The sequence below is a fragment of the Streptomyces sp. NPDC058534 genome, from assembly GCF_042717365.1.
Taxonomy (GTDB): Bacteria; Actinomycetota; Actinomycetes; order Streptomycetales; family Streptomycetaceae; genus Streptomyces.
Window position 1 is genome coordinate 1 of sequence record NZ_JBHXNW010000125.1, and the last position, 15615, is coordinate 15615.

Annotated in this window: 12 protein-coding genes; 6 read left to right on the forward strand and 6 right to left on the reverse strand. The window is 71.0% G+C overall.

Annotated features, from left to right (window positions below; all coding sequences use genetic code 11):
- Positions 1-631 (reverse strand): ROK family protein (locus tag ACFWR9_RS40785; protein ID WP_383852180.1); only part of this gene is annotated, 631 nt, incomplete at its 3' end.
- Entirely contained in the window at positions 624-1550 is a 927-nt protein-coding gene (locus ACFWR9_RS40790) for a dihydrodipicolinate synthase family protein (protein WP_383852182.1), read from the reverse strand. The genes ACFWR9_RS40790 and ACFWR9_RS40785, both read right to left, overlap by 8 nt.
- A 120-nt stretch (positions 1551-1670) precedes the next feature.
- Here ACFWR9_RS40790 and ACFWR9_RS40795 point away from each other — a divergent pair, with 120 nt between their 5' ends.
- Both ACFWR9_RS40795 and ACFWR9_RS40800 read left to right on the forward strand, forming a co-directional pair.
- Positions 1671-2417 carry a FadR/GntR family transcriptional regulator gene (locus ACFWR9_RS40795; protein ID WP_383852184.1) on the forward strand — a complete coding sequence of 249 codons (747 nt, stop codon included), beginning with the start codon at positions 1671-1673 and terminating at the stop codon, positions 2415-2417.
- An 846-nt stretch (positions 2418-3263) separates the two neighbouring features.
- On the forward strand, positions 3264-4199 hold the full coding sequence (locus ACFWR9_RS40800; RefSeq protein ID WP_383852187.1) for a DUF4862 family protein: 936 nt from the start codon (positions 3264-3266) through the stop codon (positions 4197-4199).
- Positions 4200-4293: 94 nt separating this feature from the next.
- Here ACFWR9_RS40800 and ACFWR9_RS40805 read toward each other — a convergent pair whose 3' ends face one another.
- Positions 4294-6612, reverse strand: coding sequence for an exo-alpha-sialidase (locus ACFWR9_RS40805; protein ID WP_383852189.1), 2319 nt, complete (start codon positions 6610-6612; stop codon positions 4294-4296).
- A gap of 354 nt (positions 6613-6966) precedes the next feature.
- On the opposite strand from ACFWR9_RS40805, the gene ACFWR9_RS40810 reads away from it, so the two are divergent.
- Entirely contained in the window at positions 6967-8466 is a 1500-nt protein-coding gene (locus ACFWR9_RS40810; protein WP_383852192.1) for an MFS transporter, read from the forward strand.
- A 65-nt stretch (positions 8467-8531) separates the two neighbouring features.
- Positions 8532-10223, forward strand: coding sequence for an exo-alpha-sialidase (locus ACFWR9_RS40815; protein ID WP_383852195.1), 1692 nt, complete (start codon positions 8532-8534; stop codon positions 10221-10223).
- 197 nt (positions 10224-10420) lie between these two features.
- Here the strand turns inward: ACFWR9_RS40815 and ACFWR9_RS40820 are convergent, their stop codons facing one another.
- On the reverse strand, positions 10421-11272 hold the full coding sequence (locus tag ACFWR9_RS40820) for an SAM-dependent methyltransferase (RefSeq protein WP_383852197.1): 852 nt from the start codon (positions 11270-11272) through the stop codon (positions 10421-10423).
- Positions 11273-11908: 636 nt separating this feature from the next.
- Between ACFWR9_RS40820 and ACFWR9_RS40825 the strand changes: the two genes are divergently transcribed.
- Together ACFWR9_RS40825 and ACFWR9_RS40830 are read left to right on the forward strand one after the other, a co-directional pair.
- On the forward strand, positions 11909-12211 hold the full coding sequence (locus ACFWR9_RS40825) for a hypothetical protein (protein ID WP_383852200.1): 303 nt from the start codon (positions 11909-11911) through the stop codon (positions 12209-12211).
- 200 nt (positions 12212-12411) lie between these two features.
- On the forward strand, positions 12412-12543 hold the full coding sequence (locus ACFWR9_RS40830) for a hypothetical protein (protein ID WP_383852203.1): 132 nt from the start codon (positions 12412-12414) through the stop codon (positions 12541-12543).
- Between the two features lie 312 nt (positions 12544-12855).
- Here the strand turns inward: ACFWR9_RS40830 and ACFWR9_RS40835 are convergent, their stop codons facing one another.
- Positions 12856-14628 (reverse strand): glycoside hydrolase family 35 protein, encoded by a 1773-nt coding sequence (locus ACFWR9_RS40835; protein WP_383852209.1) that lies wholly within the window; start codon positions 14626-14628, stop codon positions 12856-12858.
- 68 nt (positions 14629-14696) lie between these two features.
- Positions 14697-15572: a carbohydrate ABC transporter permease gene (locus ACFWR9_RS40840; protein ID WP_383852206.1), complete on the reverse strand. Its 876-nt coding sequence runs from the start codon at positions 15570-15572 to the stop codon at positions 14697-14699.
- Positions 15573-15615 lie beyond the last annotated feature (43 nt).

Genomic DNA, 15615 nt, shown 5'->3' on the forward strand with positions numbered 1-15615 from the left:
GCCGGTGGATCGCCGCCCCGGCCCCGACGCCATCCTGGTGGCCGGTGCGGCCCCACGGGCAGCGCAGGCCCTCGGCGCCGGGGACGGGCAGATGGCCCGCCTCGCCGGCGAGGTGGTGCGCGCCGCGCAGCGGACGGCCGTCGAGTACGACGGCGGCACCGACCCCGGTGCCCACGGCCACGAGCAGGACACTTCCGGCCCCGGCCGCGGCACCGCGCCACGCCTCACCCACGGCGTGCGCGTCGACGTCGTTCTGCACCGTCACGACGAGCCCGTCACCGGCCGCGAGCGGGGCCAGGCGGGTGCGCAGCCCCCCGGCGATGTCGGTGCCGGGCCAGCCGGGGAAGGTGTCGGTCGAGGACACGACGACGCCGCGGCGCGCGTCGATCACCCCCGCCGCCCCGACGCCGAGTGCCCGCAGCCCCGTACCGGACGCGGCCAGGACGTCGCCCACGAGCGACGCGACCGCGTCGAGCACGGCGGCGGGCCCGTCCGCGGCGGGTGTCGGCATCGTGTGCACGCGGCGGACCTCCCCGTGCTCGTCCACCGTCGCCGCGGCGATCTTGGTGCCCCCGAGATCGACGCCGACGACGGCACCGGCCCCGGCGCCGCCCGGGGTGACCTCAGCCATCCAGGAGCCCCGCGGCGCGTGTGATCTCCGCGATGCGGTCCGCGGTCTCCCCGTCGAGCGCCTCGACGGGGAAGGCCATCGCCGTCGAGTCGATCAGGCCCTGGCGGTGTGCCGAGACCTTGAACGACCCGACTCCGGCCGCGTCGCCCGAGCGGCCTTGGGCCTGGAAGACGATCTCGAAGAGGGCGGCCAGCCGGTCCTGCTCCGCCCTGGCGTCGTCCCACTTCCCGGCCTGGGCGAGGTCCCACAGGCGGACGTAGCCGGCGGCGTCGACGTTGGCGAGTCCCGGCACCACACCGTCCGCGCCCAGCAGGAGCATGCCGTCGACCACGGCCTCGTGGCCGGTGAACAGGGCGAGGGGCGACCCGGCGGCGGCGTTCGCCGCGACGAGGCGGCGGAACGCCACGTCGTCGCCCGAGGAGTCCTTGACACCGGCGAGTACGCCTTCGCTGCCGAGGCGCACCAGCAGGTCCGCCGGCAGCTTGCGGTGCACCCGTACGGGGATGTCGTAGGCGAGCACCGGCACCTCGACGGCTGCGGCGACCGCTCGCAGGTGCCGCTCGATCTCGGCCATGTCGTTGATCGCGTACACGGGCGCGGTCACCGCGACCGCGTCGGCCCCGGCGGCGACGAGCGCCCTGGCCCGCTCGGCGACACGGGCGGTGGTGAGATCGATCGCTCCGCCGATCACGGGGACCCGGCCGGCCGCCGCGCGGACCGCGGTGCGCGCCACGAGGTCGCGCTGGGCGTCGGTGAGGTAGGCGACCTCTCCCGTCGACCCCAGCACGAACAGTCCGTGGACGCCGGCGTCGACGAGGTGGCGCACAAGGCGCTCCAACGACGCGGTGTCGATCTCGCCCTCGGGGGTGAGGGGCGTGAGAACGGGCGGCACGATGCCGCAGAAGGTGGACGTGGCCACGTTGGCGCTCCGGCTTTTCGTCGACGGTCGGCGCTGCTCGACGCTGAGCACCAGATCCGAACGTCTGATGTCTTATCTTAGTGGCATCACCATAGGACCGCGAACGGAAAGGGTCAAAAAATGACCGCACGACAGCGGAGCCTCGGGACACCCGTCCCCGGTGCGGCACGCGACGCGGACACCTCGCGGCGGGCGACCGTCACGGGGCGGATCAAGGACTTCATCCTGGTCGAGGGTCTGCGCCCGGGAGATCCCCTGCCCACCGAGGCCGGGCTCTGCGAGCGTCTCGGTGTCTCCCGCTCCAGCGTGCGGGAGGCGATTCGCGCTCTGTCGACGCTCGGCATCGTCGAGGTCCGCCACGGCCACGGCACGTACGTGGGCGCCATGTCGCTCGACGCGCTGGTCGAGATGCTCGTCTTCCGCGGAGTGCTCAGTCCCGGCGACGACCTGCGTGCGCTGCGGGACGTGGTCGAGGTCCGCCAGGCGCTCGACCACGGGATGGCCGAGCGCATCGTGGCGAGCCTGGCCGGCACCGCCAACCCGGACCTGCACACGCTCGTGGACGAGATGGTCGCCGCGGCCGCGGAGGGACGCACCTTCCCGCGGCAGGACCGCGCGTTCCACACCGGGTTGCTGGCACGGCTCGACAACGCGCTGGTCGGACAGCTCGTCAGCGCGTTCTGGGAGGTGCACACCGTGGTGGTCCCCACGCTGGGGCTTTCCGTCGCGGCGGACATGAACCAGACGGCACGGGCGCACGGGCTCATGCTGGACGCGGCCGAGGCGGGCGACGTCGGAGCCTTCCACGCGGCGGTCACGGCTCACTACGAACCCATCGGGCGGGCCCTGAGAGCGACGGGATCGTGACCGGCGGGCATCGCCGTGCCCGCGTCGTCGGGCGTGAGGCCCGCGCCGACACCGCCGTGCGGGACGTGCGGGACGGGCAGCGGCCGACGTCCGTGACCGCCGCCGGGAGTTCGGCCGGGCCCGCGGCCGGCGCGGTCGCGACACTGGCCGGCGACGCGGAAGCCGTGCCGGGCCCGGTCACCGGGGCGAGTCCGCCGCGCTCGCACGCCGGGCGGGTGGGACTCCCCCGCGAGGGGCGGACCGGTGCGGCGCCACGCGGGGGACGGACTGTCGGTCGTCCGTCGATTCGTACTCGACGGGCACGTGGAAGCGCCCGGCCCACACCCGCGGCGTTGCCTCCGGGTCGTCACGACGGGGCATCACACCCGGCGCCACCCGGCCCACCGTGGGACGCACGGTCCGCAAGGCGTGCCGGGAACTCCGCGGTGTGCGCGGCCTGTGCGCAGGCGTTCGCGGACACGGACGCTGACGCGGGTGGCGTGGACCCGCTCGTCCCGGTGACGGACACCGACGGCCACGGCGCGTCCCACGAGTCGAGCCCGTTCCCGGCATCCCGCTTCCGGGCGATTCCCCTGTGCCCGCCGGCCCCTGCACGGACCGGTGGACAACACGCGGTCCTCCGCCGACGCCCCGGCAGAACGCCCGCGCGCCGCCGCGGAACACCGGACACGACCGTGCCGGAGCGCCGTCCGGGGTGCTCGCCGCAGGTTGGACGTCGTGCACCGGCTCGTCGCAGGGGCTCGCCGCTACGAGCAGGCCAGGCACCGTGACACGTCCCGCGGCGCGCCGAACACGCCCGGCAGCACAACAGCACCCGAGAACACCTCAGCATCGGAGTCCAACACCATGAAGACAGAACGGCCCGTACTGGTGGGCGCGTACGCGGCGCTCCCCGCCCTCCGAGCCGGCCAGGAGCGTTTCTACGAGGGGCTCGCCGACCGGGGTATCGCCGACGGGCTGGAGCTCCCGTTCCGGGACGGACTCGGTGAGGACGTCCACTGGCTGGCCGCACAGCTGCGCGGCCGTTTCACCCGTTCGGTGATCACCCTCATTCCCGGCACGATGGTGCGCGTGGCGGCCTCGGGAACCTTCGGCCTCGCCTCCGGGGACGACGACGGGCGGCGGGCGGCGCTCGCCTTCCTCCACGAGGCTCGCGTCACCGCCGAGGAACTGAACCAGCTCACCGGTGAACAGTCCGTCTCCGTCCTGCACATCCACACCGCGCCGTCGACGACCGCGGTGTCGGAGATGTTCGCGCGCTCCCTCGACGAGATCGCGGCGAGCGGGACCGCCACGGGCGGCTGGTCCACCCGGCTCGTCCTGGAACACTGCGACGCGTACTCTCCGGCCGTCCCGGGCGAGAAGCGGTTCCTGCCGCTGGACGAGGAAATCCCCCTCGCACGCGAGGGGGGAATCGGCATCACCGTCAACTGGGGCCGTTCGGCCGTCGAGGCACAGCATCCCGCCCGGCCCCTCGCCCAGATCGGCCGGCTGGCCGCCGAGGGCCTGCTGGAAGGGGTCATGTTCTCCGGCGCCGGCCCGGTTGCGAACGAGTTCGGCGGACCGTGGGCGGACGCGCACCTGCCGCTCACCGAGGACGAGCCCACGTCCCTCATGAACGCCGACGAGGTCCGCCGCTGCCTGCGGGCGGCACGGGGCGCGTTCTCCTACGCGGGGGCGAAGATCCAGGTTCCCGGTGAAGCCACGGTCGACGAGCGGCTCGCGATGGTCGGGCGCGTCACGGGGCTCCTGTCCGAACCGGCGGTCCCGCCGCGCGGCTGAACCAGCGGGGTCGCACGACGGCCCGGACGGGACGCGGGAGCCGCAGCGGCCCCGCGCCCGTTCCGGGCCGTCGTGCGACCCCGCGCGCTCCGCCTCAGCTGTCGGTGCTGCGCGAGGCGGTGAGCCACGAAAGCGGCAGCACGGTCAGGAACAGGCCCTGCCACTCCCGCTCCCAGAGCACGGCCAACCGCCCGTCGGGAAGCTGCGCCATGGACTGGTAGACGTGGTGACGGGGGTTGAGCACCCGGTTGTGCGGCCACGTGCGGCCGTCGTCGAAGGACATCCGCAGCACGCCCCGGCCGCGGAACGGCAGCATCTGGGAGGCGTTGGCGAACACCGTTGCCTCACGCCCGTCGTCGAGGGTCACCCGGATCGCGTTGGGCTGCGAGAAGATCTCGGGGATCTGGGCGACGAAGGTCACCTCGCCCCAGGTCTGGCCACCGTCCGTGCTCGTGGCGTGCGCGATCCGGCCGGCGGGGTGCTGGTTGCGCATGTAGGCGTGCACCGAACCGTCGGCGCCCTCGACGAGGACGGACTCGTGCAGCGAGCCCCGGTCGTCGACGAGTTCGCGGGAGGACAGCTCCACGCCGTCGAGCACGCGCCCGTCGTTGGGGGAGGCGCCGCGCCGCCAGGTGCGGCCGCCGTCGTCGCTGAACACGGCGGCGCAGGAGAAGGTCCGGCCCTCCTCGTGGTTGTAGTAGACCGGCATGAGGAGCCGGCCGCGGTGCATGCCGCGTTCCAGCTGGATCCCGTTGCCCGGGGAGGTGCCGAAGAACCGCATCCAGTTCTCCTTCACCTGCGGCGTGATGTCCCGCGGGCCGTTCCAGGTCTCGCCGTCGTCGTCGCTCCAGAGCATCTGGAAGTACGTCGTGCGCGCGCTCAGCAGCGACTCGTCCGGGTCCACCCCGGCCGCGAGGTGGATGTTCCCGGCGGGCCGCCCGTCGCGGGTGACCGACCCGTCGTCGGCGACACGGTAGGGGGACTGGCCTCCGTCGGCCGTGACGACGCCGCCGTCGGCCTCGCGCAGGTACACGGTGCCGTCCCGGTCGGTGAGGATCATCCGCCCGCGCTCGTCGTACCCGGTGCCCGCCTGGGCGTTGGGCTGTCCGTACCCGCCCGGGAACTGGTCGATCAGCACGGTCACGCGGCCGCTGTCACGGTCCTGGACGATCATGGAGTCGATCACGGACGCCCCGAGACGACCGCTGCCCGGGTAGCTGAGTACGGTGCGGCTGGGTTCCCAGGTGCGGCCGCCGTCGAGGCTGCGCCGTACGACGAAGTTGATGTCGTTGGGGCTGTCGTTGGCGATGCTGACCCGCTGGTCGGCGCCTGCGATGATCACTCCCGACTGCAGGGTCAGCAGAGCCGGGATGCGGTAGCTGCGCGAGCCGTCCAGGCCGGTGTCGAACAGGGCCCGCGTCTCGAGCGGTTCGACGGAGGCGAGCCGCTTGACCTGGTGGTCGGAGAGCACCGCGTCGTAGATCGCCGCGGTCTGGGCCTCGCCGAACAGGCGGGTGCCCTCCAGGTCGGCCCCCACGACCACGCGCTCCACCTGGCCGAGGTCCTGGAAGAAGGCCGTGCCGGCCGTGTGCAGCACCTGGAAGCCGTCGACGTACAGGTCGAGTGCACCGCGCCCGCTGACCAGGACGACGTCGTGCCAGTGACCGTCGTCCCAGTGGCCCGGGGCGCGGACTCCGGCGAGCTGGGTGTCGCCGGCGGTGACGGTGAAGGTGGTGTCGCCGTCCTCGACGGCGAGGGTCAGGGTGCCGGTCGTGCCGCGGCCCTGGAGGATGACGCCGCCCTGCCCCTCGCCGCGGGTGCGGTAGCGGGCGCGGATCGAGCCCTCGCCGAGCGAGCCGAGGCGCCGCGCGTCGCGGGGCGACAGCTCCGCGGCCGCGAACTCGACCAGCGGCTTCTCCACGACGGACTGCGCGACCACGGCGTTCGCCGTCAGGGGCGTGCTCCAGACGGTCAGTCGCGACGGCGTCATGATGCCCTGTGTGTCGACCTCGATCGAGGTCAGCCCCAGGGCCGCGAACCATGCGGTCGTCGTGGCCGAGAAGGCCTCGTAGCCGTCCACGAACAGGTGGGTCCCGGTCGCGTCGACCGTGAGGGCGACGCTGTGCACCCGCCCGTCGTCGATCCCGACGGTGTCCTCGGCGTCCAGCTGGCGTACCTCGTCCTGGTACCTGACCCATCCGTCGATGCGGCCGTCGGTCACCTCGAGGGTGATGGTCCCGTGCTCCCCCCGGATCGCGAGCAGCGGACCGTCGATCGTCGTCGCCACGTCGAGCTGGAGCGTTCCCGCGGCATCGCCGGCCGCGAGGGTCAGCGTGCGCGCGTCGACGACGAGGTCGTCGGCGCCACCACGGGCATCGAGTCGGATCTGGGGTGCGGCAGCGTCGGCGCGCATACGTTCCTCTCGGTCGTCGGGCGCCGGCCCCGACCCGTCAGGTCGGGGGGTGTGACGCCAAGGATCCTCATGGCTCCCGTTCCGGACGGTACATAAGACGTCAGATGTCGTCAAGAACGTCAAGGTCGGGCGCGCGAGAGGGGTCCTCCTTCCGCGCAGACGTGTGGTACGGTCCGCCGCAAGATATGATGTCTGATGTCCATTGTCGTTCCTCGGCCGGTACTCCAGGAACAGTCCGGTGACGCCGTACGGCGAACCCACCGGCCGCCACGGCGGGCCTCGCGCGGGCCGCCCACGCGGGTCACCGACACGAGTGACCCTGCGGTACCAGGTCACGAAGTCACCGGAGGCCCCATGCCGGAAGCACACACGAAGACGCCCATGGACCCGGCCGATCGCTCCGACCTGCGATGGTGGCAGCACCTCGACCGGGAGAAGTGGAAGGCGTTCTTCGCGGCCTGGCTCGGCGTGCTGCTGGACGGGTACGACTTCGTGCTCATCTCGTTCGCGCTCCCGCTCATCATGGTCGCCTTCGACCTGTCGCTCGTGCAGGGAGCCGCGCTGGTCTCGGCGGCCTTCATCTCCCGCTGGATCGGCGGTCTGGTCCTCGGGGCGGTCGCCGACCGGTCCGGACGCAAGCCGGCCATGGTGCTCTCGATGGTCCTGTTCGCGGTGTCGTCGGTCGCGCTCGCGTTCGCGCCCAACTTCTGGATCCTCTTCCTCGCGCGCCTCGCGATCGGCTTCGCCATGGCGGGTGAGTACTCCTCGTCGGCGACCTACATCATCGAGTCCTGGCCCAAGCACATGCGCAACAAGGCCTCCGGCTTCCTGCTCTCAGGCTTCGCCTTCGGCGTCATCCTCGCCGCACAGGTCGACAAGTACCTCGTTTCGTGGGTCGAATCCTGGCATCCGGGCTGGGGATGGCGGGCCCTGTTCCTCACGGGAATCGTCCCGATCTTCCTCGCGCTCTACATGCGGCGCCGTCTGCCGGAGGCGGAGGACTGGAAGGCAGCCCAGGCAGCGGACTCGTCCGCCAAGAAGGAACGCGACGCCTTCGGCATCCTCTTCGGCGGCAGCCGACGCCTGGTGAACATCTTCGGCAGCGTCGTCGCGGCCGTCGCGCTCCTCGTGATCTTCGCGGTCTCGGGCGTTCCCGCCTGGCTCGTCGTGGTCCTCTCCCTGATCTGCGCGGCCGTCTTCGTCTCCTTCATCACCCAGTTCAACCCACAGCGCTGGGTGACCGGAGTGGCGATCATGATCGCGATCTTCGCGTCGTTCATGTACACCTGGCCGATCCAGGGCCTGCTGCCGACCTATCTCGACGGGGTCGGATTCGACAAGGACGTCGTCGCCAACATCGTGACGGTCGCCGGATTCGGCAACGCGATCGGGTACATCGTCGCGGGATTCGCCGGCGACGCCCTGGGCATGCGCCGCTGGTACACCATCAGTCTGATCATCTCGCAGCTGCTGGTCTTCCCCCTCTTCATGCAGGGCGGGGAGTACGTCCTGCTCGTCGGGGCGCTGCTCTTCCTCAACCAGCTCTTCGGCCAGGGCATCTCCGGCCTCCTGCCGAAGTGGGTCACCAGCTACTTCCCCGTCGAGCAGCGGGCCGCCGGCCTGGGCTTCGCCTACAACGTCGGAGCTCTCGGCGGCGCCGTCGGCCCGTTCCTCGGCGCGAGCCTCGCGGACAGCTACGGCCTTGGTACGGCGCTGGCCGTGCTCTCCGTCGGCTTCGCGGTCATCGTGATCCTCTCGATCGGCCTGAACCTGCCCCGCAGGCTCCAGGCACGCGTGAACCGCGACGCGGTCCGGCCCGAGGACGGCGACGACGAGGTCCTGGCGCGTACCTGAGTCACATCGCCGATTCCGAGTTCCGGAGCTCGTTCCCAGACCGTACCGACGAAGGAGTCCGCACAGTGGAGAAACGAATCAGCCGACGTTCCGTGCTGCGTGCCGCAGGCGTGGTCGCGGGCATCGGACTGGCGCCCCAGGCCGTGATGGCCACGCGGGCGTCGGCCGCGCCGGGCGGCGGCGCGTTCAAGGTCCTCACCCCCGACATCGCCCCCTCCCGGTTCTTCCGCATCCCGTTCATGCTGACCACGAAGAACGGCACACTGATCGTCGGATCGGACGCCAACCACGCGACAACGGGTGACTCCGCGGACAACATCGACGCGGTGGTCCGCATCAAGCCGGACAGTTCCCGGGGCACGCTCGCCGACGGCTGGAACGATCCGCAGATCGTCGGCCCCCTCGAGATGAGGGACTTCCCGGGCGACTCCGGCTACGCCCAGCAGAGCGCGTCGGTGATCGACGGCGTGATCACCCAGGACACGGAATCGGGTCGCGTCTGGCTTCTGATCGACGCGTGGGCGTGGAACGGCGGAGTCTTCGAGCACCTCAACGTCCTCGCGGACAACAGCGTGCGCGGCGGCCGTGCTCGCGTGTTCCCGCTCGGGGACGGCTTCGCCGAGGTCAAGGGGCGGGCGATGCTCCTGCTCTCCACCGAGAACGTCACCGGGGACGCCGACGGGCTGACGGGCAACATCAACCTCAATGTCGACCGTTCCCGGTTCACCCTCGTCGCCGACGTCGACGGACCGCGCGCGGCCGACGGGCGTGTCCCCGTGTACGAGTTGGTGGGGACCCCGCGTCCCTACACGGCCGAGGGCGTCGACGACACGAACCTCGCGCTCGGCCCCCGGAGCGAGTACTCGCTCGACCGCGATTTCGTCGTCCACCGCGACGGATCGCCCCTCACGGTTCCCCAGGCGGGCACCGGGGCCCAGGTGCCCATGCGGGTCTTCTACAAGGGCTCGGTGCTGCAGGTCTTCAACACGAGCCACATCGTCCAGGCGTACTCGGACGACGACGGCGCCACCTGGCAGACGGGGCGCCTCGTCACGCACGAGTTCCGCGCCCCCGACTCGCGCTACACCCTGCTCGCCCCGGGGCGGGCGATCCAGATGCGCGGGGGCGGGCAGGCCGGCCGGATCGTCGTGCCGGTCTACACCCAGCTGAGCTCCGGGGTCGAGGCGGTCGCGGTCGTCAGCGACGACGGCGGCGTCACCTGGAAGCGGGGCGAGCCCGTGCCCACCTCCATCGGTATGCACGAGAGTGCGATGATCGAGGCGGTGCCCGGGGTGCTGCGAAGCTTTCACCGCCACGCGGACGGCTCCGCCGGCAAGGTCCTCACGTCCGAGAGCCTCGACGGCGGCACCACCTGGTCCACCCCGACGTCGGCCTTCGGAGACGACGACGCCGGTGTCTCCTGCCAGGTGTCGGCGCTGTCGCTGCGTCAGAGGGTCACTTCCGCGGAGACCGGCGAGGAACTGCCCGGCATCGTGGTCGCCACCGCGATCGACCGGGCCCGGAAGAACGGCGTCGCCCACGTCGGCGCCGTCCATGAGACTCCCGAGGGGCCCGCACGCACCCGGATCGAGTGGGTCAGGCAGGTCGAGATCACGGACACAGGGACTCTCTTCGCGTACTCCTCTCTCGAACAGCTTCCGGACGACCGGACCGTCCTGCTGTACGAGTCCTCGCCCACCGACTCCTGGGCCGACGGACTCCAGGCGATGTACATCCAGGAGATCCAGGTCTCCTGACGCCCTCGGCATCCGGCCCGAGACGTACGACCCGAAGCTGAACGTCGGCCTCACCCAGCTCCGCCGCCAGGAGCCGACCGCCACCAGCTTTGGTACTGCCGCCTGACCGGGCAGGACACCGCCCCGGCCAACAGCAGCACCTGCGCCGCTCCCGGCCCAAGGCCCGTCAGGTGCCGGCTGTCCCGCGACACCGGCGGTCAGCAGGCAGTGCTGACCGTCGTCGCGATGGCAGCGAACTGCGGGGCCTCCCCGTCGTAGGGCGATCCGGTCAGGTCACCGAGGACTTCGACGCCGGTGAAACCGGCCTCCGTCAGCTCACCGGTCAGTTCCTCCGGGGTGAAGTGGCGAACCCAGTTGAAGAAGGTCCGCTTCCTGTCGGCCTCGAAGATCTCGTACTTGTCCAGCGACACGTACTCGCGCTCGTACCGGTAGGTGTTGTGGAACCCGAAATAGGGCCGGTCGGACCAGAATCCGTCCATGAGGGACGGCGCGTAGACCGCCCGCTCCTGCACGTGAGCGAACGCGGACGCGGAGTCGACGTCGAAGACGAAGGAACCACCGGCGTCGAGGTGCGCACGCACCGTATGCAGGAGCGCCTGCCGATCGTCCGGGGGCAGCGCACAGTAGTCACGCATGACCAGGATGATCAGGTCGTATCGGGCGTCGTCCCGGTAGGTGAGGTAGTCCTGGTGCAGATGGCGGACGGACAGACCCTCGGCGCGCGCCAGCGATGTGGCGTGGCCGAGCGAGCGGGAGGAGAGATCGAGCCCGGTGACGGACGCCCCCGTACAGGCGAGGCGCGTGGTGTAAAGGCCGGGGCCACAGCCGAAATCGGCGACGCTCAGGCCCGCGCGGATGCCGAAGCGGTCGATGATCCAGGCCACGACCTGTTCGACGTACTCCGTCCGGTAGGAGGACAGGTCGACGTACGGGTCGAGGTGAGCGGCGAGCATCTGCGCGGAAATGTGCGGGTCGGTCCACAGGTCCGGGGTGGTCACCTCCGCATAGACGGCGGGGCGGGTGTTGATGGCTGAGAGCTCTTCGAACATGAGGCGCTTCCGTGATTCTTGTGATGTTGCAGAAGGCGACATGCCGCGCGCGGCAGGAGCCGCTCCCGCGCCGCTGTCGCGGGAGTGCCGGGTGTTCGCCGAGGGGCCTGCGCCGAGGTCGGCGCAGGGGCGCCTGCTGGTCACGACATGCCAAATGAAGCAGACGGGACCGGAGCGTGCCGCATCGGACACGTTGGGTTCGGCGGGCTGCCGGGGCACGGGAACTTCAGACTTACTGGCGCATGAAAGAAACCATAGGCAATGCGCTTGTCTCACGGCAAACGACCAAGCCCGCGCCTCCGGCGCACGGCCTGCTGATGGCTATGGGACCACCCTGGCCGCGCCCGACTCGTGTCGTCAAAAGATGGCATCCTCAAGTGATCAACACACCACCCACGGACGATCACGTGAACGTGGATGTACAGGTGTGTGACTACGAGTTGACACATCCTCGACGTGCTCGACATCCTCCATCGCGGCCGGCTCGCTCTGCGCATCCACGACGGCGCGTTCTCCGCGACGGACCTCGCCGCCCGCGCCCGCGCACCGGCGAGCTGCCGTCTACCGTGAAGTTCACGGTGCAGACCCTTGCCGCCGCCGGTGAACTCCAGCGCGACCTCCGGCGCGAGCCGACCTATGAGGGGCCTGCGCGCCGCCGAGGCCAAGGGCAGCACGGGCGGACGCCGCCCCGCCTTCCCGCCCGACAAGACCGACGCCGTGCGCGCCGGGTACCTGGAGATCCGGTCCATCGCCGGCATCGCCCGGTGCACGGCGTCAGCCGCGGCGAGATCCGCGCGGCTGCCGCCGACCTCCTGCGCGGCGCGGGCCGTGCTCGACCAGGGCGTCACGTACGGCAAGGGCAGGGGTACACCCTGCGCGTCACCGCCGTACAAGGCCGGCCGCGAGTACGCGAACCAAGTCAACGCCGTCGAACAGTAGCCAAGATCCTCCCGTGGCGGGTTTCTGACATGTCTGATCACGTCTCCTTCGCACCGTACGGCGCCGAGGCGCAGCCATCCTGAGGACATGGAGATCGAGCTTCTGGTTGTGCCCGACTGCCCCCACCAGCGGCTGCCGAGGAACGGCTGCGGCAGGCGCTGGATGCTGCAGGGTTGCCCGCCACCGGCTTCAATACCCGGGTGATCACCGACGAGTCCGATGCCGAACGGTCCGGCCTCACCGGCTCCCCGACCATCCTCATCAACAGGCGCGACCCGTTCACCGGGCCCAGCATCACCATCCCTCGCATGCCGGATATACCGCACCCCTGACGGCCTGGCCCGGGCGCCAGACGTCGACCAGATCCGACAGGCCCTCGAAGACTCCGAACGGAGCTGATCACCGGCAGAACGGCGTCAGAGCATCCGGCGGGCGGAACCGCCGGGTGCTCTCGGTTCAGGTTGAAGCCCTCTTCCCATTCCGCAGTGTGCAGCCAGTAGCTACCAGGCCGGACCCGCCCAAGAGACCAAGGGCCAGAGCATCACCCTTGGGTGTGGCCGTGGCCTCCTTCCGAGGTACTCCGGCTGCTCATCAGGGCTCCAAGATCAACTCATTGTCCCTTGACGCTATCCGGCCCCCCGACATCAGTCGAAGGTCTCGACGTACTCCTCCGACGGTCCGAGGTCGGGGCGGTCGCGGAGGGTGAGGCGGTCGCCGAGGCGTTCGAGTTCCAGCACGGTCAGGGTGTTGTCGCCGGGGCGCAGGAGCGGGCCGGGCAGGTAGAGCGTGGTCTGGGGCCCGATCTCCCAGTAGCGGCCCAGCAGAGTGCCGTTGACCCAGAGGAAGCCCTTGCCGAACCCGGTCAGGGCGACGAAGGCGTCCGCGGGCTCGGTCACGGACAGGACCGCGGTGGCCAGGCCCGCCCTGCCGTCCGGCGGGGCCGCCGCGGCGACGCGGGCGAGGTCCTGCGGCGTCCACGCGTCGAGCGGCAGCGGACGCGTCGTCCAGCCGTGCACCAGCCGGCGTTCCACCCGGACCCCGCCGAGGATGCCCTTGCCCTGCCCCAGCAGCGGGCCGTAGTTGATCCGCCCCTGGTTCTCCACCAGCAGCGCCAGCCGGACCCGTGCTCCGGTGCCGGAGACGGTGAACGAGCCGCTCTCGCGGTCCAGTACGGCGACAGGTGTGCCGTCGACGAACACCTGGGCACGGTCGTGCAGACCCGTGACGGTCACCTCGTGGTCACCCGGTGGCAGCAGCGGCTCGGCCTCGTAGAGCACCAGGCCCGAGTCCAGGGACAGTTCCTCGAAGCTGAGTGGCAGCGCGGCGTGTACCGGTTCGGCCGCCGCGCGCAACGCATCCAGTAGGGCGGAGTGCCGGGTGACGGGCAGTTCGCAAGGCTCCAGCAGTGGCGGCTCGGCGGGCAGCGGCCGGTCGGCCGGCGCGGCGCCGAGCGCGGTCAGCTTCTCCCTGAGGGCGAAGAACTTGGGGGTCAGGGCTCCGTTCTCGGCGATGGGGGCGTCCGAGTCGTAGCTGGTGACGGTCGGCTGGATACCGCCGCCCTCGTGATTGGCGCCCGCCCACAGTCCGAAGTTGGTGCCTCCGTGCGCCATGTAGAGGCTCACGGAGCCGCCCTCGTCGAGGATGCCGCCGAGGTCCTCGGCCGCGCTCGCCGCCGACCGGACGTGGTGCTTCTCGCCCCAGTGGTCGAACCAGCCGTTCCAGAACTCGGCGCAGAAGAACGGCTCCCCGGACCGGCGCGAGCGCAGCAGCGCCGCGGCCTCGTCGGCACGTGAGCCGAAGGTCGCCGCCGCCAGCTCGCCGGGCAGGGCACCGCCGTCCTGCATCAGCGGGGTCGGCCCGTCGGCCGTGTAGAGGAGCTCGGTGATACCCCGGGCGACGAGGGCGTCGCGGATGTGGCGGACGTACGAGTGGTCGTCGCCGTAGCTGCCGTACTCGTTCTCGATCTGCACGGCCACGACTGGGCCGCCCCGGCCGGCCTGGAATTCCGCGACGCGTGGGATCAGCGCGTCGAACCAGCGGTCGACCGCCTGGAGGAAGGGGCCGTGGGACGCCCTCAGCCGCATGCCCGGAGCGCCCGTCAGCCAGGCGGGCAGACCGCCGTTGTCCCACTCCGCGCAGATGTACGGACCCGGCCGCACGACGACGTCCAGCCCCTCGTCCTGGGCGAGCCGGACGAACCGGGCCAGGTCGCGCGGGCCGTCGAGGCGGATGTCGCCCTCGGTGCGCTCGTGGAAGTTCCAGGGGACGTAGGTGTCGACCGTGTTCAGGCCGAGGGCGGCCAGCCGCCGGAGCCGGTCGGTCCAGTGCCCGGGATGGACCCGGAAGTAGTGCAGCGATCCCGCCAGGACGCGGTGGGGGTGCCCGTTCCGCAGCAGGGTGCCGTCGGCGTACGTCAGGGTGGCCGCCGTGCGGTCACCCGGGCCCGTGTTCGCGGACGGCGGGGAGGAGACGCGGGGGGAAGTGGTCACTTGACGGCTCCGGCGGTCATGCCCGCGCGCCAGAACCGCTGGAGGGCGAGGAAGGCGATCAGGAGGGGGACGACGGACACCAGCGATCCGATGACTACCAGTGGGGGCGGCACCGCGACGTGGCTGGCGTTCCAGCCGACCAGGCCCACGGTGACCGGCTGCAGCCGGTCGTCGCCGAGGACCATCGCGGGCAGCAGGTAGTTGTTCCAGATCTCCACGAACTGGAACAGGAAGATCGTCACGAGCGCGGGCAGCATCATCCGCACCCCGATGGTCCGGAAGATCCGGAACTCGCTCGCCCCGTCCAGCCGGCCCGCCTCCAGTACCTCGTCGGGCACGGTCTGCGCGGCGAACACTCTGGAGAGGTAGACCCCGAAAGGGCTCACCACGCTGGGCAGGAGGACCGCCAGCGGGTTGTCGATCAGATCGACGCCGGAGAACATCAGGTACAGCGGCAGCGTGAACAGCACCTTGGGGATGAGCACCGCCGCCAGCACCACACCGAACAGGAGACCGCGGCCGGGGAACCGGTACTTGGCGAGGGCGAAGCCGGCCAGTGCGGAGAACGCCGTGCCGAACAGGGCACCGACGCCGCAGTACAGGACGCTGTTGAGCATCCAGCGCCAGAAGATGCCGCCGTCCTGACTGCTGAGACGGGCGATGTTGTCGAACAGACCGAAGCCGTCGAACCACAGGCCGGTCCCGGAGAACTGCTCGCCGAACGGTTTGCTGGCCGACACCAGCAGCCACCACAGGGGGAACAGAAAGTAGAAGGCGGACAGGCCCAGCAGTGCCGTGACCGTCAGCCGGCTGGGCATGCCGGTGTCGCGCCGTGAGCGGACCTCGGGCGCTCTCGTGCTCAACGCGCTCATTCCTGCTCTCCCCGGCTGGTCAGTTTGAAGAAGGCGAACGACA